Raw genomic sequence first — 16,837 nt, 5'->3', positions numbered from 1 at the left:
GCACCACGCCGGCGAAGCGCAGCACGATGACGGCTTGTCGGGCCCAAACGCCGGGTGTTTGATCATCTGCAGGGCGCACCCCGAGGAGACGTCATGGCTGGTGAAGCGTCGGGATTCACGCGCGAGCTCAACATCTGGGAGGCCGTCGGCATCTCGGTGGCCCTGATGGCCCCGTCGATGGCGGCGAACATCAACCCGCAGGGCGTGATCGGCAGCGTCGGCCGGGCCGTGCCGCTGACGTTCGCGCTCGCGACGGTCGGCGTGCTGCTGGTGTCGTACACGTTCGTCCGGCTGACGCAGAAATACCACCACTCCGGCTCCGTGTACGGCTTCGTCGGCGCGACGCTCGGCGCCCGGGCGGGCGTCGTCGCGGGCTGGGGCCTGCTCGGGACGTACGTCTTCTACGCGGTGGTCACCTCGACCGCGGCCGGCCGCTTCCTGACGAGCTTCCTGGACAGCCTCGGGATCTGGAACGACCCGCCGCAGTGGGCGCCGTTCCTGTTCGCCCTGCTCGCGCTGGCCGGCGTGTACGCGCTGACCGTGAGCCCCGTCCGCCGCGGCACCCGCCTGCTGCTGCTGGTCGAGGCGACGACCGTGGCGCTGATCCTCATCGTCTCGGTGATCGTGCTGGCCAAGCTGGCCGGCGGATCCCACGGCAAGCACATCACCGTGACCCCGTTCGAGGTCCAGCCCGGGACCCAGACCTCGGCGCTGTTCCTCGGCGTGGTGTTCGGGTTCCTCTCCTTCGCCGGCTTCGAGGCCGCGGCCACGCTCGGCGAGGAGGCCAGGCAGCCGCGCCGGGACATCCCGCGGGCGATCCTCGGCACCGCGATCTTCGGCGGCCTCTACTTCATCTTCGTGACCTGGGTCGAGGTGCAGGGCTTCGGCACCGACGAGGCCGGCCGGACGGCGTTCGCCGGATCGACCTCGCTGCTGGGCGACCTCGGCGGCCAGTACGTCGGCGCCTGGGTCGGCGACCTGATCAGCCTCGGCGCCGCGGTCAGCGCGTTCGGCTGCGCGCTGGCCTGCGCGGTCGGCGCGTCCCGGCTGCTGTTCGCGCTCGGCCGGGACGGGGTCGCGCCGACGGCGCTGGGCCGGGTCCGCGAGCACAACCGCACCCCGGCGACCGCGGCGGCCGTGGTCGTGGGCGCCGCGGCGGCGCTCGTGGTGATCCTCGGCATCGCGTACCGGCACGACGAGTCGCCGTCGTACAGCGTGTTCGCCAACTCCGGCGTCATCGGCACCCTGATCCTGCTGGTCGCGTACGTGCTGGCGACGCTGGGCGCGATGCGGCTGCTGTTCTTCACCGCCGGCAGCCGGACACCGCGCTGGGAGATCGCAATCCCGGTGCTGGCGCTGGTCGTGCTCGGCTACACGATCTACCGCAACGTCGCGCCGTACCCGTCCGGGGAGGCGGCCTGGAACCCGGCCATCTGTGCGGTCTGGCTGCTGGCCGCGGTCGCGCTGGTGCTGGCCAGACCCGCGATCGCCCGCCGCGCCGGCGAGCGATTGACTGCCGATCAAGGTCTGGCGAGGGAGCCGGTATGAGCACGCTGGAGGACCCCACGCCCGGAGGCCGCGACGGCGACCTGGAGCGGGCCGACGCGCTGGCCGCCGAGCTGGCCGGCGGCGGCGTGCAGGGGGTCGTGCTGAGCTGGGTCGACACGGCCGGCGTGACCCGGGTCAAGACCGTGCCGCTGGGGGCGCTGGAGCGGGCCGCGGCCTGGGGCGTCGGTATGTCGCCGGTGTTCGACACGTTCCTGGCCGACGACTCGATCGTCGCCACCGACGTGCTCGGCGGCCCGGACGGCGACCTGCGGCTGTTCCCGGACCTGGACGAGCTGGTGCCGCTGGCCGCCCAGCCCGGCTGGGCCTGGGTCCCGGTCGACCGGCTGACCCAGGACGGCGAGGTCCACCCGGCCTGCTCCCGCAGCCTGCTCCGGCACGCGGTCGCGGCGGCGGCCGAGCAGGGGCTGACCGTGAAGGCCAGCATCGAGATCGAGTTCGCGCTGGGGCTGGGGGACGCGCCGTTCCCGGACTTCGCCCCGGCCTGTCACGGCCCCGCGTACGGGATGGTGCGCCAGGTCGAGCAGAGCGGGTTCGGCGCCGAGCTGCTGTCCGCGCTGGCCGCGCAGGGCGTGGACGTCGACCAGCTGCACCCGGAGTACGCCGCCGGCCAGTACGAGGTGTCGGTCGGCGCGACCGACCCGGTCGCCGCGGCCGACCGCAGCGTGCTGGTCCGCCAGACGATCCTGGCCGTGGCCGCGCGGCACGGGCTGCGGGTCTCCTTCGCCCCGGCGGTGCAGGCCGGCGGCGTCGGCAACGGCGGCCACCTGCACCTCTCGATCTGGCGGGACGGCGTCAACCTGCACAGCGGCGGGGACGAGCGGCTCGGGATGACCGGCGAGGCCGAGGGCTTCCTGGCCGGCGTGCTGGACCAGCTGCCGGCGCTGGCCGCGCTGCTCACTCCGAGCCCGAACAGCTACCTGCGGATGCAGCCCTCGCACTGGGCCGGCGTGTACGTGGCCTGGGGCCACGAGAACCGGGAGGCCGCGGTCCGGGTCGTGACCGGCATGACCGGGCAGCGCGACAAGGCCGCGAACCTCGAGGTCAAGTGCGTCGACCTGGCCGCCAACCCGTACCTGGCCTTCGCCGGGGTGCTGGCGGCCGGACTGGACGGGCTGGAGCGGGAGCTGCGGGCCGGGCCGCCGGTGACCGGCGACCCGGGCGTGCTGAGCGAGGCCGAGCGGGCCGAGCAGGGGCTGGTCCGGCTGCCGGAGTCGCTGCCGGAGGCGCTCGACGCGTTCGAGAAGTCGGCGTTGCTCTGGGAGGCCCTCGGGCCGGTGCTGGCCAACGCGGTCGTCGCGGTCCGCCGGGGCGAGCAGGCCCGGATGGAGGGGCAGTCGGCGGACGCGGTCGCCGAGGCGTACCGGTGGGTGTACTGACCGGGGCCGGGATCCAGGACGCGGTCGACCAGGTCGAGCTGGTCGACCACCACTGCCACGGCGTGGTCACCGGCGAGCTGGAGGACGACGAGGTCGAGGCGCTGCTGAGCGAGGGCGGCCCACCGGCGCCGGGGCTGACCAACTTCGACACCCCGCTCGGGCTGGCGGTCCGGCGGCACTGCGCTCCCGTGCTCGACCTGCCGGAGCACCCGTCCCGGCGGGACTACCTGGACCGGCGCCGCGAGCTCGGGCCGGCCGAGCTGACCCGCCGGTTCCTGGTCCCGACCGGGACGTCCCGGTTCTGCGTGGACACCGGCTTCCGGCCGGACGGGCTGACCACGCCCGAGGAGCTGGCCGCGGCGGCCGGAGCGCGGGGGCACCACGTGGTCCGGCTGGAGTCGGTGGCCGAGGCGCTGGCCGCGGACGGGGTCGAGCCGGACGAGTTCGGGCCGCGCTTCGCCGACCGGCTGGCGAGGACCACCGCGGTCGGGGTGAAGTCGGTCGCCGCGTACCGGGTCGGGCTCGACCTGGACCCGGTCCCGCCGACCCCGGCCGAGGTCACCGCGGCGGCCCGGGAGTGGCTGGGCGGTTCATCCCGGGCCAGGCTCGACCATCCCGTGCTGATCCGGGCCACCCTCGCCGCCGCGGTCGAGCTGGGCCGGCCGATCCAGTTCCACATCGGCCTCGGCGACCCGGACATCCGGATGTGGCGGGTCGACCCGACCCTGCTCACCGACTGGCTGCACCGGCACCGGGTGCCGGTCATGCTGCTGCACTGCTGGCCGTACCAGCGGCAGGCGTCGTACCTGGCCGCGGTGCACCCGCACGTCCACCTCGACGTCGGGCTGGCGCTGCACTTCGTCGGGCCGACGCGGGCCGCGGCGGTGCTGGCCGAGGCGGCCGAGCTGGCCCCGTACGGGAAGCTGCTCTACTCCTCCGACGCCTTCGGCCTGCCCGAGCTCTACTTCCTCGGCGCGCTCACCTTCCGCCGCGCGCTCGGGTCGCTGCTGACCGAGCGTACGGCCGCGGGGGAGTGGTCCGTGCCCGATGCGTACCGGATCGCCGCGATGGTGGCGCACGAGAACGCGACCCGCGTCTACGAGCTGAAATAGTTCGCCGGCGGCCCGTCGGAGAAGCGGGCTCCCGGACGACGGAGGGGTGTGAGCGAGCAGCCGGCAGCGCCCGGCCTGCTGGAGCTGTACGACGAGGCGCTCCCGCAGGTCTACGGCTACCTGCTGTCCCGGTGCGGGCAGCGGGCGCTGGCCGAGGACCTCACCGCGGAGACGTTCCTGGCCGCAGTAGGTGTCCGGGACCGGCTCAGCGTCGCGTGGCTGATCGGGGTGGCCCGGCACAAGCTGGCCGACCACTGGCGCCGGCAGGCCCGGGAGGAACGCAGCCTCGCGCTGGTGCCGCCCGGGTCGGAGCCTCCGTGGGAGGACGGCGTGCTCGACGCGGTCACCGCCCGGGAGGTGCTGGACCGGCTCGGCCCGCACCACCGGCTCGCGCTCACGCTGCGCTACCTGGACGGCCTGCCCGTCCCCGAGGTGGCGCGGCTGCTCGACCGGAGCCTGCACGCCACCGAGGCGCTGCTGGTCCGGGCCCGTGCGGCCTTCCGCCGCGCGTACGACATGCCGGGAGGGAGGTCGAGCGATGGCTGACCCGTTCGACGCGTTGCGCCGGCCGGTCGACCCGGTCGACCCGGACCCCGGCTTCGCCGTCTCGCTGCGGGCGCGCCTCGAGCGCGCCCTGGCCCTACCCCGAGGAGTCGCCCCCGTGACCGAGACCCTGACCCGTGCCGCCCTGATCCCGTACCTGGCCGTCCCGACCGGGACCGGGCAGCGCGCCCTGGACTGGTACGCCGACGTGCTCGGCGCCCGGCTCGACGGCGACCCGATCCTGATGCCGGACGGCCGGGTCGGGCACGCCGAGCTGGCGCTGGCCGGCGGGAAGCTCTACCTGTCCGAGGAGTTCCCGGAGATCGGCGTGGTCGCGCCCGCGGCCGCCGGCACCCCGGTCAGCCTCTCCCTGCAGGTCCCGGACGTGGCCGAGACGATGCGCCGGGCCGTCGACGGCGGCGGCTCGATGCCCGGCCCGATGTACGACGCGCACGGCAGCCGCAACGCCACGATCGTCGACCCGTTCGGCCACCGCTGGCTGCTGCACACCCCGCTGGACATGCTGCCGGACACCGACCGGCAGGGCGACGTCGGCTACACCTGGCTGACCACGCCCGACCCGGACCGGGCGGCGTCGTTCTACGCCGCCGTCCTCGGCTGGGAGTACGCGCCCGGGCACGCCGAGGGCGGCCGGCAGATCGTCGGCCAGTCGCTCTCGATGGGCATCGGGCGGGGCGAGCCGGGCTGGCACCTGTCCTGGGCCGTGGACGACGTGGCCGCCGCGGTCGAGCGGGTCCGGGCCGCCGGCGGCACCTCCTCCGAGCCCGAGGACCGGCCGTACGGGACCGCCGCGGACTGCGCCGACGACCAGGGCACCGTGTTCGCGCTGCACCGGGCCGGGTCCGGCCCGCGGTCGCCGGCGAACGGGGCCCGGCCGGGCGACCTGGCGTACCTGACGGTCGAGGTCGTGGACTCGGCCCGGTTCCGGGCCTTCTACGGCGCCGTGCTCGGGCTCGGCTTCGAGCCCGGCCGGGTCGAGGACGGCTGGGCCGTGCCGGGGGTGGCCCCGATGACCGGCATCAGCGGCGGGCACGCCGGCGCCACCGCGGTCCCGATGTGGAAGGTCGCGGACGTCGCCGCCGCGGTCGAGCGGGTCCGGGCCGCCGGCGGGACGGCGACCGAACCCGAGCGGCAGCCGTACGGGACGACCGCCGAGTGCGCCGACGACCAGGGCGTCCGCTTCTACCTCGGCGACGGTTAGCCGGTCACTCCTCGGTGCCCGGCCCGTCGAAGTCGACCGACGAGTACGCCCGGAGCTTGGTCAGCGAGTGCCAGCTGTCGACCACCCGGATCGTGCCGCTCTTCCCGCGCATCACGATCGACTGGGTCTGGGCCCCGCCGGAGCGGTAGCGCACCCCGCGCATCAGCTCCCCGTCGGTCACCCCGGTCGCGGCGAAGTAGACGTTGTCGGTGCTGACCAGGTCCCGGGTGGTGAGCACCTGGTCCAGGTCGTGCCCGGCGTCCAGCGCCTTCTGCCGTTCGGCGTCGTTGCGGGGCCAGAGCTTGCCCTGCAGCACGCCGCCCATGCAGGTCAGCGCGCAGGCGGCGATGATCGCCTCGGGCGTGCCGCCGATGCCGAGCAGCAGGTCGATGCCGGTGCCCTCGCGAGCGGCCATGATCGCGCCGGCCACGTCGCCGTCGGAGATGAACTTGATCCGGGCGCCGGCCTCGCGGACCTGGACGACCAGGTCGTCGTGCCGGGGGCGGTCCAGGATGCAGACCGTGACGTCCTCGCGGGCGCCGCCCTTGGCCTTGGCGATGCGGGCGATGTTCTCCTTCGGCGGCGCGGTGATGTCCACGACGTCGGCGGCCTCGGGGCCGGTGGCCAGCTTGTCCATGTAGAACACGGCCGAGGGGTCGTACATGGTGCCGCGTTCGGCGACGGCCAGCACGGCGACCGCGTTGGGCATGCCCTTGGCCATCAGCGTGGTGCCGTCGACCGGGTCCACGGCCACGTCGCACTCCGGGCCCTGGCCCGAGCCGACCTCCTCGCCGTTGAACAGCATGGGCGCCTCGTCCTTCTCGCCCTCGCCGATGACGACCACGCCGCGCATGGAGACCGTGCTGATCAGCGTGCGCATCGCGTCCACCGCGGCGCCGTCGCCACCGTTCTTGTCACCGCGGCCGACCCAGCGGCCCGCGGCCATCGCGGCGGCCTCGGTCACCCGGACGAGCTCCAGGGCGAGGTTGCGGTCCGGCGCCTCCCGGTGGACGGCGAGCTCGGGTGGGACATCGGTCACGACAGCCTCCGCGTCATCGGCAACCCCCGCATCCTCCCAGAACCCCGGCGGGGGTGCCGCGCGACAATGGTGGGCGTGAGCACTCGGAGCGAGGTGGCGAGCGCCCGTCCGCGCGGACCGGGGCGGTCGTTCACCGGGCTGCTCTGGTCGCTCGTGCCGGTCCTGGTCGTGGTCGTGCTGCTGGTGCTCTGGCAGCGGGGCTCGCCCTCGCCGGTCGTCTCGGTCGACCCCGGCCCCGACGTGTCGTACGCGCAGCGGGTGTCACCGGTGCCGCTGCCGGCGCCCGGGCCGCTGCCCGGCACCTGGCGCGCGACCAGCACGAACGTCGACGCGCCGAACGCGGCTCCCGACGTCGGCCAGCCGACGGCCCGCAAGGCCTCGCCGGTCACGCTGACCATCGGCTACCTCACCGAGGACGACAAGTTCGCCGAGGTGGTCTCGGGCGACCGGACGGTGGCGGAGCTGCTCTCGGCCGCGGCGCCGGCCGCGACCGCGGACGGGAGCACCCAGGTCGGCACGACCCGCTGGGCGATGTACCGCAGCCGGCGGGGCGAGCAGGTGCTGGCCGCGACGATCGGCAAGGCCGGCGTGGTCATCACCGGCGACGCCTCCGGTACGGACCTGGCCACGCTGGCGGGGTCGCTCGTGCTGCCACCGGCGGCGAGCGCGACCCCTTAGTTCCCGTCGGTCGCGAGGGTGGCGTCGAGGCGCTTGCGGGCGCCCTCCAGCCACTGCGCGCAGACGTCGGCCAGCTTCTCGCCGCGCTCCCAGAGCGCCAGCGAGTCCTCCAGGCTCAGGCCGCCGGCCTCCAGCCGGCGGACGACCTCGGCCAGCTCCTCGCGGGCCTGCTCGTAGCCGAGCGGTTTCTGGGGGGCGTCCTCGGTCACGGGGTGCGACGCTACCCCGACCGCTCACTCACTGCGCGGAGCCCGGCTCCGCCGGAGCTGCCGCGTCGGGCGGGGCCGCCGCATCCGGCCGGGCCGACTCGCGGGGGCGAGCCGGCCTGGTCCGCCGGGCCGGCGTCCTCGGAGCGGCCGAGCCGGCGACCGCGTCGAAGGACCCGCCGGCCACCCGCAGCCGCAGCGGGTCGCCGGTGTCCACATCGGACGGTGCCCGGACCACGCTGCCGTCGGCCTTCTGGACCACCGCGTACCCGCGCTCCAGGGTCGCGGCCGGCGACAGCGCCGCCACCCGGGCCCGGGAGTGGGCCAGGTCGGCCTCGGCCGCGTCCAGCCGGGCGGAGACCGAGCGCCGGCCCCGCTCCCGCAGCCCGTCCACTGTGGACACCGACACGGCCAGGGCGTGGGTGACGATGCGGCGGCCCGAGCGCCGGGTCGCGTCCAGCTCGGCCAGCCCGCGGTCGATCCGGGTGCGCAGCACCCGCCGGCCCCGCTGCCGCAGGGTGTCCACCCGGGACAGTTCCTCGGCCACGTCCGGCACCACCCGCTTGCCCGCGTCCGTCGGCGTCGAGCAGCGCAGGTCGGCGACCAGGTCCAGCAGCGGCGAGTCGGGCTCGTGCCCGATCGCGCTGACCACCGGCGTCCGTACCGCCGCGACCGCCCGGATCAGGGCCTCGTCGCTGAAGGGCAGCAGGTCCTCGACCGACCCGCCGCCGCGGGCGATCACGATCACGTCCACGTCGGCGTCGTGGTCCAGCCGGTGCAGCGCGTCCACGATCGCCGGCACCGCGTTGACGCCCTGCACCGGCACGCCCTCGACCCGGAACACCACCGCGGGCCAGCGCCGCCGGGCGTTCTCGAGCACGTCCCGCTCGGCCGCCGACGCCCGCCCGGTCACCAGTCCCACCTTGGCCGGCAGGAACGGCAGCGGGCGCTTGCGGTCGGGCGCGAACAGGCCCTCGGCGGACAGGATCCGCTTGAGGCGTTCGAGGCGGGCCAGCAGCTCGCCGACGCCGACCGGGCGTACCTCGGTCGCGCGCAGGGTGAGCGTGCCGCGCCCGACGTAGTAGTCCGGCCGGGCCCGGATCACCACCCGGGCGCCCTCGGCCACCACGATCCCGTCCAGGACGTCGCCCCGGCAGGTCACCGACACCGAGACGTCCGCGGCCGGGTCGCGCAGGGTGAGGAACGCGGTGGCGGTGCCGCGCCGGTTGAGCTGGGTGACCTGCCCCTCGACCCAGATCTCACCGAGCCGGGCCACCCACTCGGCGATCTTCATCGCCACCGTACGGACCGGCCAGGGCTGCTCCGGGCTGGTCGGGTTGCCCACTCAGCGGGACCGCAGCGTCGTCAGCCGGTTCTCCAGCATCGTCAGGTACGCCGGCCGGGCCTGGTTCGCCCGCTCGTACGCGACCAGCGCCTCGACCTGCTCGATCGTCAGCGACCGCAGCCGCCCGCGCAGCTGGGGGATGGAGAACCCGTCGTAGCCGGCCACCGGCGGGTCGACCGCGAGGTACCCGTCCAGCGGGCCGCCGGCCAGCGCGGCGTCGGCCGCGGCGGCGTCGGCCACCAGCGCGTCCCCGGGCAGGTCGGCGCCGGGCTCGGTGCCGGACCCCGGCGGCCGCCCGTTGACGCGCTCCGGCCCGGCCCGGCCGGGCTCGAAGTCCGCCACGGTCACGCCGGCCTCGGCCAGCGCGGCGTCGGCGGCGGCGTCCTGGTCCTCCTCGATCTCGCCGAGCACGTTCTCCGCGTCGGCCTCGGCCTGCTCGGCCCGCTCCTCGGCGATCGACGGCACGTCCCGGTCGAAGTCCGGGTCGAGCTCCCGCTCGACCGCCTCGATCAGCGCCGCCTCCTCGCCCGCCTCCTCGATCAGCGAGTCGGCCAGGTCCTCGGTCACGACATCGTCAGCGGCGTCCGGCGGCTCCGGGACCGCGTCGAAGGCCGACGGTGGCCGGGCCCCCGCAGGCTCGTCGTCGAACTGCGCCCAGGGTGGCGCGCCCTCCTGCTGGCCGCGCAGCTGGGTGAGAACTTCGTCACCCCGGGCGACCAGCCCGGCGTACGTCTGCTGCGCCTTCAGGGAGGCCTGCAACGCGGTGCTGACCGCGAGCACCGGCAGGCCGACGAGCTGGCGGGGCACCTTGCGCGCGGAGTCGATGGCCAGCGCGGCCAGTCCGGCGGCGGCGCGCAGCGGCGGCGGGATCGGCGTGCTCATGACAACAGCCTGCCCCATGCGGGCGCGGGACGCTCGTGACCCCCGCACGTACCATCGAGTCATGATCTCGTCCGGCCCGAAGAAGGTTCTGCTCGCCACCCCGCGGGGCTACTGCGCGGGCGTCGACCGAGCGGTCCAGACGGTCGAGCGGATCCTCGAGATCGAGGGCGCTCCGGTGTACGTACGGAAGCAGATCGTGCACAACCTGCACGTCGTGCGCGCGCTCGAGGCCCGCGGGGCGATCTTCGTGGAGGAGACCGAGGAGGTGCCGGAGGGCGCCACGGTGGTCTTCTCCGCGCACGGTGTCGCTCCGGTCGTGCACGAGGAGGCCGCCGCCCGCAACCTGCGCACCATCGACGCGACCTGCCCGCTGGTCACCAAGGTGCACAACGAGGCCCGCCGGTTCGCCAGGGAGGGGTACGAGATCCTCCTGATCGGGCACGAGGGCCACGAAGAGGTCGTCGGCACGCACGGCGAGGCGCCGGAGGTCACGACCCTCGTCGACGGCCCCGCGGACGCGGCGAAGGTCGAGGTCAAGGACCCGGACAAGGTCGTCTGGCTGTCCCAGACCACGCTGTCGGTGGACGAGACGCTGGAGACGGTCTCGGCGCTGGGCCAGCGGTTCCCGGGGCTGCACTCGCCGCCCAGCGACGACATCTGCTACGCCACCCAGAACCGGCAGGCCGCGGTGAAGGCGATCGGCGTGCAGGCCGACCTGTTCCTGGTCGTCGGCTCGGCCAACTCCTCGAACTCGGTCCGGATGGTCGAGGTCGCGAAGGACCACGGGGCCAAGGCCGCGCACCTGGTCGAGGACGCGACCGCGATCGACGAGGCCTGGCTGGACGGGGTCGCCACGGTCGGCCTGTCCAGCGGCGCCTCGGTGCCGGAGATCCTGGTCACCGACGTGCTGGCCTGGCTGGCGGAGCGCGGGTACGACGACGTCGAGCCGGTCACCGCGGTCGAGGAGAAGCAGTCCTTCGCCCTCCCCCGCGAACTCCGCCGCATCGCCGCCGGCGCCTGACAGCCATCTGCGCGCCTGACGACTCGCGCCGGATGCCGAGCGGCCGGCGGTCGCGCACGCAGGACGGTGTCCGATCGAAGCGCTACCACTCGGAGTGGCAATTACCACTCCGAGTGGTAGGGCTCTGAGCGGACACCGCCGCTCCCACCCGACGATCGCCGAACGGCAGGCCGGCCCCGCGCCCGGCGCCGACCAACGGCGGGATCAACCGCGGCCTGGTTCTGACCGACGATCGCGCTTACCGAGGGACGCGGGGCCGCGACGCCGGAGTCAGCGGCTGCGGGAGCGGCGGATCAGCGCGACGACCCCCGCGACCCCGGTCGCGATCGCCATCGCGGGGAAGCCGTAGACCAGCCAGCTCGTGGCCAGGTCGATGAGCCCGCCGCCGGCGTCGCCCCGGCCGAGCAGCACCGCGACCGCGGACGCGGCCAGGAACACCAGCGGCGGCGCGAACACGACGGTCAGCAGGTCCCGCCGGACGACCAGCAGGGATGCGATGAGCGCGCCCAGCACGAGCCCGGCCGCGAAGATCAGCCGCAGCGAGGACCCGGCCAGCACGTCGAGCACGCCCGCGACCGCGGAGATGCCGGTCAGCAGCAGGACCGCGCCGGTGCCGGTCAGCGACGGGCCGGTGTTGCCGGCCGGCGCCGGGTCGTACCGGCGCTGGTCCCGTACCTGGTCGACGTACACGCCACGCTCCTGCTCGGATCGGTTGCGGCGCGACACGCGCGCACTCTACTTCCGCTGACGCGGATCCCACTGTGGATGTTGCCTACGACCCGAAAGCCTCACGGCCGAGCAGGTCGCCCTGGGTGGGACGGGGCCGGGAGCCGAGCGGCACGATCGTGTCGCCGGAGACCAGCACCTCCTTCTCCACCGAGCGGGCGGCCGACTCGACCTGCCGCGGCGAGGGCAGCTCGGCGTCGGTGACCCGCAGTTCGCGCAGCTTGCGCGCGCTGACCAGGACCCGGCTCTCCAGCGAGCTGACCGCCTTGTTGTAGCGGTTGACGGCCGAGTTCAGCGCGGTGCCGACGGCGTCGACGTGCGAGCCCATCGTCGCGAGCCGGGTGTAGAACTCGCGGGCCAGCTCGTGCACCTCGCGGGCGTTGCGGGCCAGTGCCTCCTGCCGCCAGGCGTACCCGACCGTGCGCAGCATCGCCATCAGCGTCGACGGGGTCGCGATCACGACGTTGCGCTCGAAGGCGTGCTCCAGCAGCCCCGGCTCCTGCTGCAGCGCCGCGTCCAGGAACACGTCGGCCGGCACGAAGCAGACGACGAACTCCGGGCTCGGATCGAACCGCTCCCAGTACGCCTTGGCCGCCAGCTGGTCCACATGCGTGCGCAGGTGCCGGGCGTGCGCCTTGAGCCGGGCCGCCCGGGTCGCCTCGTCGCGGGCCTCGGACGCCTCCAGGAACCCGGAGAACGCGACCTTCGAGTCGACCACGACGTTCTTGCCGCCGGCCAGGTGCACGACCAGGTCCGGGCGCAGCAGGCCGTCCTCGCCGGCGACGGACGGCTGCTCGGTGAAGTCGCAGTGCTCCAGCATGCCCGCGGACTCCACCACCCGGCGCAGCTGCAGCTCGCCCCAGCGGCCGCGGATCTGCGGCGCGCGCAGGGCGGTGACCAGCTGCGCGGTCTCCGTACGCAGCTGCTCCGAGGTCTGCCGCATGGTCGCGACCTGCTCCAGCAGCGACGAGTACGCCCCCGCGCGGCCGCGCTCGACCTCGCGGATCTGCTGCTCGACCTTGCCCAGCGTGTCCCGCAGCGGCGCGACCAGGCCCTCGATCGCCTGCTGGCGCTTGTCCAGGTCGCCGCCGGCTTTCGTCGTCGCTTCTGCCAGTCGGGCCTCCGCGAGCTGGACGAACGCCTCGTTGTTGCGGGCCAGCGCCTCGCCCGACAACGCCGCGAACGTCTCCCGCAGCCGCTGGTCCCCGGCCCGCTCGGCGTCCAGGGCGGCCGCGCTCGCCGCCGCCTCGGCCTCGGCCCGCCGGGCCCGGGTCTCCAGCGCCTCCCGCTCCCGGTAGAGCCGGTCGCGCTCGTCGCGCAGGGCGTCCCGCTCGGCCGCCGCCCTGACGCCGGAGCCGCGGCCGAGGGTGACGCCCACGACCAGCCCGGCGACCGCGGTCAGCAGGGCGAGCAGCAGCGTGGTGACGTCCACCGACGCATGGTCCCCCCGCGACGGCGCCGCGCCGGGCAGGCCACCCGGCGCGTCGCCCGCCGGTCGGGCCGGCCGTCACACCTGGCCGGACCGTCATGGCATCCGGGCTCGACCAGGACGATCTTGCCCGGCACGCCGGCCCGGTCCAGCGCCCGCTGCAGCCCCCGCAGGTCGAACAGCTGTCCGACGCTCACGGTCACCGTGCCGTCCGGCTCGCGCTCGACCGCGTACGCGGGCGGGGTGCCGCCGGGGCCGGCGATCCCGGCGACGACGATGCCGTCGGCCACCGCGACCCCGGCCGCGACCGCCTGTCCACATCCGTAGGTGGGCGGACGGCGGGGGAGCGTTACGTCAGTAGACTCGATGGGCGTGGCACTCACCATCGGCATCGTCGGCCTGCCCAACGTGGGCAAGTCGACGCTGTTCAACGCGCTGACCAAGAACTCCGTGCTCGCGGCGAACTACCCGTACGCGACGATCGAGCCGAACGTCGGCGTGGTCGGCGTGCCCGACGCTCGGTTGGGAGCGCTCGCCAAGCTCTTCGACAGCGTCAAGACCGTGCCGGCGACGGTGTCGTTCGTGGACATCGCCGGGCTGGTCCGCGGGGCCAGCGAGGGGCAGGGGCTGGGCAACAAGTTCCTGGCCAACATCCGCGAGTCCAACGCGATCTGCCAGGTCATCCGGGCCTTCGGCGATCCCGACGTGGTGCACGTCGAGGGCCAGGTCTCGCCCAAGGACGACATCGAGACGATCAACACCGAGCTCGTGCTGGCCGACCTGCAGACCGTGGACAAGGCGCTGCCCCGGCTGGAGAAGGAAGCCCGGATCCAGAAGGACAAGGCGCCGGTGCTGGCGGCCGTACAGGAGGCGCGGTCCATCCTGGACAGTGGGCGGACGCTGTCGTCGGCCGGGATCGACATCGAGCCGCTGCGCGAGCTGTCGCTGCTGACCACCAAGCCGTTCCTGTACGTCTTCAACGTCGACGAGGCCGAGCTGGCCGACGCGCCCTACCTGGACTCGCTGCGGGCGCTGGTCGCCCCGGCCGAGGCGGTGTTCCTGGACGCGAAGGTCGAGTCCGAGCTGATCGACCTGCCGGCTGCGGACGCGGCCGAGCTGCTGGCCTCCATCGGCCAGGACGAGCCCGGGCTCGATCAGCTCGTCCGGGTCGGGTTCCGCACCCTGGGCCTGCAGACCTACCTCACCGCCGGTCCCAAGGAGTCCCGGGCCTGGACGATCCCGGTCGGCGCGACCGCCCCCGAGGCGGCCGGCGTCATCCACACCGACTTCCAGCGCGGCTTCATCAAGGCCGAGATCGTCTCGTACGACGACCTCATCGCCGCCGGCTCCGTCCCGGCCGCCCGCGCCGTCGGCAAGGCCCGCATCGAAGGCAAGGACTACCTCATGCGCGACGGCGACGTCGTCGAATTCCGCTTCAACGTCTGAGGTCGAGCTCGTTGTCCTCGGGGTCGGCGATCCGGTAGCGGTCCGGGGACTGGTCGAGGATCCGGCCGCCGGCGGCGACCGCGGTGTCGGCCCGCGCCCGGAGCTGGTCGGCGGGCAGCAGCAGTTCGAGGTGGATCCGGTTGCGCTGCCGCCGGCGTTCGGTCTCGCTGGGGTCCATGGGCTGGAGGTTGATGACCGGGTTGAGCTGCCGGGGGTCATACAGGTCGGACACCTGGGGGTCCTGGGAGGACGCGTAGCCGAGCGCGCCTCGCCAGAACGCGCCTCCGTCTCGTCCTCGAACTCTGACCCGGCGGTGGGTCAGAGGGTGGTGGATTCGCCCGGGGCGAGGAACAGGAGTTGATCCGATACGTCATGGGTCTCGAAGGCGGCCGGCAGCCCAGCGCGGTCGGCGGTGAAGTGGGCCCAGCCTTCGGTGTGGACGGGGATGATGCGGGCCGGGCGGAGGATCGCGGCCGCCCGGGCGGCCTGGTCGTTGGTCAGGGTCAGATAGGCGTCGAGCAGCGGCGTCCGGGCCGCGCCGGCGAACAGGACGGCGAGGTCGATCGGGCCGAGGTGGTCGACGACGGCCTGGACGATGGCCAGCGAGGCGTTGTCGCCGCTGACGTACATGGTGGGCAGGCCGTCGCCGTCCAGGACGAAGCCGGTGACCGGGCCGACCAAGTGCTCGGTGCCGTCCGGGCCGTGCTGCGCGGGCACGCCGACGATCCGCAGCTCGCCGCCGCCGGGGCGGGGCAGCGTGACGTGCCGCCAGTTAGGCAGCTCCTGGGCCGTCCCGCCGAGCCGCTCGGCCGCGGCCCCGGTCGTCAGCGTCAGCGGCGCGTCGGCGAGGAAGGCACGCCCGGCGTCGTCGAGGTTGTCCGGATGCTGGTCGTGCGAGAGCAGCACGGCGTCCACGGCGCCGATCTCCCCCGCCGGCACTGCCGGGCCGCGGGTCTTCCGCAGCGCCCGGCTGCCGATCGGATGGTCGCCGGGCGGGTCGAACGTCGGGTCGACCAGCAGCCGGACGCCGCCGATCTCGATCAGCGTGGTCGGCCCACCCACAAGCTGCACCCTCACGGAGGTCATGACGCGATCCTCGCCGCTCGCTCACTCCCGGCGGAAGGTGCCCTCGGCCTTCATCCGGCGCAGGAACGTGGCGAAGTCGGAAGCCTGCGGAGCGCCTCGTCCCGGTCCGGGGGCAGGGAGATCCCGAGCTCGCGTGCGGCGTCGTCCAGTGCCGCCGGGGAGACGCCCGTCATGCCGATCTCCGCTGGTCCGGTGCGATGATCCGTCCATGGGTACCCGGGTCCTCAGCGAGACCGACTTCGCCGCGCCGCCGGACGACCGGTGGTTCGAGGACTATGCGGCCGGCGCGGTCTACGAGTACGGCCACCTGTCGGTGACGGAGGAGGAGATCCTCGAGTTCGCCGGCCGGTACGACCCGCAGCCCATCCACGTCGACCGGGCGTACGCGGCGAGCGGGCCGTTCGGCGGGATCATCGGCAGCGGCTGGCAGTCGGGCAGCCTGGCGATGCGGCTGATCGCCGACCACTACCTGTCCCGGGTCGCCAGCCTGGCCTCGCCCGGGCTGGACGAGCTGCGCTGGCAGGTCCCGCTGCGCCCCGGTGACACGCTCCGGCTGCGGGTCACGATCCTGGAGACCCGGACATCGCGGTCCAGGCCGGACCGCGGCGTCGTCCTCACCGGCGCCGAGCTGCTCAACCAGGACGACGGCCGCCCGATCACCTTCCGCGCGACGAACTTCCTCCGCCGCCGCCCGGAGCCCCGGCTCAGCTCCGGGCGGTGATCTGCTGGACGGCCCAGCCGTTGCCGTCGGGGTCGGTGAAGTGCAGGAAGCCGACGTTGTTCAGCTCGTCGCCGTCGACGGCCGGGCGCAGCCCGTCCCGCGCGTACACCTGGACCTCGCCGGCGTCGACACCGCGCGCGGTCAGCTCCGCGTGCGCCTTCCGGATGTCCGGCACCACCAGCTGCAGGCCCTGCATCGAGCCCGGCGGCATCGCCACCACGGCGGTGCCGATGCAGATCGAGCAGCCCGAGCCGGGCGGCGTGAGCTGCACGATCCGGTTGTCCGCGCCGATCGTGGTGTCGTGGTCGACGGCGAATCCGAGCTGCGCCCAGTAGAACTCCTTGGCCGCGTCCACATCGGACACCGGCACGCACACGACCTCGAGCGTCCAGTTCATGCGCGGAGGCTACGGCATCTCGATGGTCTCGGCCCGCCG

19 protein-coding genes are annotated in these 16,837 nt (G+C 74.3%); 9 read left to right on the top strand and 10 right to left on the bottom strand.

Annotated features, from left to right (window positions below):
- Window positions 1-93 precede the first annotated feature (93 nt).
- From VGP36_13665 to VGP36_13645, 5 genes are read left to right on the top strand one after another with little or no spacing between them, the layout of a single operon-like run.
- Window positions 94-1,548: an APC family permease gene (locus tag VGP36_13665; protein ID HEV7655763.1), complete on the top strand. Its 1,455-nt coding sequence runs from the start codon at window positions 94-96 to the stop codon at window positions 1,546-1,548.
- Window positions 1,545-2,945, top strand: coding sequence for a glutamine synthetase family protein (locus VGP36_13660; GenBank protein HEV7655762.1), 1,401 nt, complete (start codon window positions 1,545-1,547; stop codon window positions 2,943-2,945). The genes VGP36_13665 and VGP36_13660 overlap by 4 nt, the downstream gene beginning before the upstream one ends.
- The gene (locus VGP36_13655; GenBank protein ID HEV7655761.1) at window positions 2,933-4,057 is read left to right on the top strand and encodes an amidohydrolase family protein; all 1,125 of its coding nucleotides are present in this window, start codon (window positions 2,933-2,935) and stop codon (window positions 4,055-4,057) included. The genes VGP36_13660 and VGP36_13655 overlap by 13 nt, the downstream gene beginning before the upstream one ends.
- Window positions 4,058-4,105: 48 nt before the next feature.
- The gene (locus VGP36_13650) at window positions 4,106-4,603 is read left to right on the top strand and encodes a sigma-70 family RNA polymerase sigma factor (GenBank protein HEV7655760.1); all 498 of its coding nucleotides are present in this window, start codon (window positions 4,106-4,108) and stop codon (window positions 4,601-4,603) included.
- Window positions 4,596-5,822 carry a VOC family protein gene (locus VGP36_13645; protein ID HEV7655759.1) on the top strand — a complete coding sequence of 409 codons (1,227 nt, stop codon included), beginning with the start codon at window positions 4,596-4,598 and terminating at the stop codon, window positions 5,820-5,822. Before VGP36_13650 ends, VGP36_13645 begins: the two co-directional genes overlap by 8 nt.
- Before the next feature lie 4 nt (window positions 5,823-5,826).
- Here VGP36_13645 and glpX read toward each other — a convergent pair whose 3' ends face one another.
- Window positions 5,827-6,861, bottom strand: a complete 1,035-nt coding sequence (gene glpX, locus VGP36_13640) for a class II fructose-bisphosphatase (protein ID HEV7655758.1) — start codon at window positions 6,859-6,861, stop codon at window positions 5,827-5,829.
- Between the two features lie 75 nt (window positions 6,862-6,936).
- Here glpX and VGP36_13635 point away from each other — a divergent pair, with 75 nt between their 5' ends.
- Window positions 6,937-7,539, top strand: a complete 603-nt coding sequence (locus VGP36_13635; GenBank protein ID HEV7655757.1) for a DUF4245 family protein — start codon at window positions 6,937-6,939, stop codon at window positions 7,537-7,539.
- On the opposite strand, the gene VGP36_13630 is transcribed toward VGP36_13635, so the two are convergent.
- From VGP36_13630 to VGP36_13620, 3 genes are read right to left on the bottom strand one after another with little or no spacing between them, the layout of a single operon-like run.
- The gene (locus VGP36_13630) at window positions 7,536-7,748 is read right to left on the bottom strand and encodes an exodeoxyribonuclease VII small subunit (GenBank protein HEV7655756.1); all 213 of its coding nucleotides are present in this window, start codon (window positions 7,746-7,748) and stop codon (window positions 7,536-7,538) included. The genes VGP36_13635 and VGP36_13630 overlap by 4 nt on opposite strands.
- Before the next feature lie 28 nt (window positions 7,749-7,776).
- A complete protein-coding gene (gene xseA / locus VGP36_13625) occupies window positions 7,777-9,090 on the bottom strand; it encodes an exodeoxyribonuclease VII large subunit (protein HEV7655755.1) in 1,314 nt (437 codons plus the stop codon).
- The gene (locus tag VGP36_13620) at window positions 9,091-9,972 is read right to left on the bottom strand and encodes a hypothetical protein (protein HEV7655754.1); all 882 of its coding nucleotides are present in this window, start codon (window positions 9,970-9,972) and stop codon (window positions 9,091-9,093) included.
- A gap of 61 nt (window positions 9,973-10,033) precedes the next feature.
- On the opposite strand from VGP36_13620, the gene VGP36_13615 reads away from it, so the two are divergent.
- Entirely contained in the window at window positions 10,034-10,993 is a 960-nt protein-coding gene (locus VGP36_13615) for a 4-hydroxy-3-methylbut-2-enyl diphosphate reductase (protein ID HEV7655753.1), read from the top strand.
- A 270-nt stretch (window positions 10,994-11,263) separates the two neighbouring features.
- Here VGP36_13615 and VGP36_13610 read toward each other — a convergent pair whose 3' ends face one another.
- From VGP36_13610 to VGP36_13600, 3 genes are read right to left on the bottom strand one after another with little or no spacing between them, the layout of a single operon-like run.
- Window positions 11,264-11,719: a DUF6542 domain-containing protein gene (locus VGP36_13610; GenBank protein ID HEV7655752.1), complete on the bottom strand. Its 456-nt coding sequence runs from the start codon at window positions 11,717-11,719 to the stop codon at window positions 11,264-11,266.
- A gap of 46 nt (window positions 11,720-11,765) precedes the next feature.
- The gene (locus VGP36_13605) at window positions 11,766-13,151 is read right to left on the bottom strand and encodes a DNA recombination protein RmuC (protein HEV7655751.1); all 1,386 of its coding nucleotides are present in this window, start codon (window positions 13,149-13,151) and stop codon (window positions 11,766-11,768) included.
- Window positions 13,118-13,438: a hypothetical protein gene (locus tag VGP36_13600; GenBank protein HEV7655750.1), complete on the bottom strand. Its 321-nt coding sequence runs from the start codon at window positions 13,436-13,438 to the stop codon at window positions 13,118-13,120. The genes VGP36_13605 and VGP36_13600 overlap by 34 nt, the downstream gene beginning before the upstream one ends.
- An 82-nt stretch (window positions 13,439-13,520) precedes the next feature.
- Here VGP36_13600 and ychF point away from each other — a divergent pair, with 82 nt between their 5' ends.
- On the top strand, window positions 13,521-14,594 hold the full coding sequence (gene ychF / locus VGP36_13595; protein HEV7655749.1) for a redox-regulated ATPase YchF: 1,074 nt from the start codon (window positions 13,521-13,523) through the stop codon (window positions 14,592-14,594).
- Here the strand turns inward: ychF and VGP36_13590 are convergent.
- Entirely contained in the window at window positions 14,584-14,916 is a 333-nt protein-coding gene (locus tag VGP36_13590) for a VOC family protein (protein ID HEV7655748.1), read from the bottom strand. The two genes, ychF and VGP36_13590, sit on opposite strands and share 11 nt — an antisense overlap.
- A complete protein-coding gene (locus VGP36_13585) occupies window positions 14,913-15,680 on the bottom strand; it encodes an MBL fold metallo-hydrolase (GenBank protein HEV7655747.1) in 768 nt (255 codons plus the stop codon). Before VGP36_13585 ends, VGP36_13590 begins: the two co-directional genes overlap by 4 nt.
- A 208-nt stretch (window positions 15,681-15,888) precedes the next feature.
- On the opposite strand from VGP36_13585, the gene VGP36_13580 reads away from it, so the two are divergent.
- Window positions 15,889-16,401, top strand: coding sequence for a MaoC family dehydratase (locus VGP36_13580; protein HEV7655746.1), 513 nt, complete (start codon window positions 15,889-15,891; stop codon window positions 16,399-16,401).
- Here the strand turns inward: VGP36_13580 and VGP36_13575 are convergent.
- On the bottom strand, window positions 16,385-16,798 hold the full coding sequence (locus tag VGP36_13575; protein ID HEV7655745.1) for a VOC family protein: 414 nt from the start codon (window positions 16,796-16,798) through the stop codon (window positions 16,385-16,387). The two genes, VGP36_13580 and VGP36_13575, sit on opposite strands and share 17 nt — an antisense overlap.
- Between the last annotated feature and the right edge of the window lie 39 nt (window positions 16,799-16,837).

Source organism: Mycobacteriales bacterium, from assembly GCA_035995165.1.
GTDB lineage: Bacteria > Actinomycetota > Actinomycetes > Mycobacteriales > CADCTP01 > CADCTP01.
This window is presented reverse-complemented; position numbering and strand designations above follow the sequence as displayed.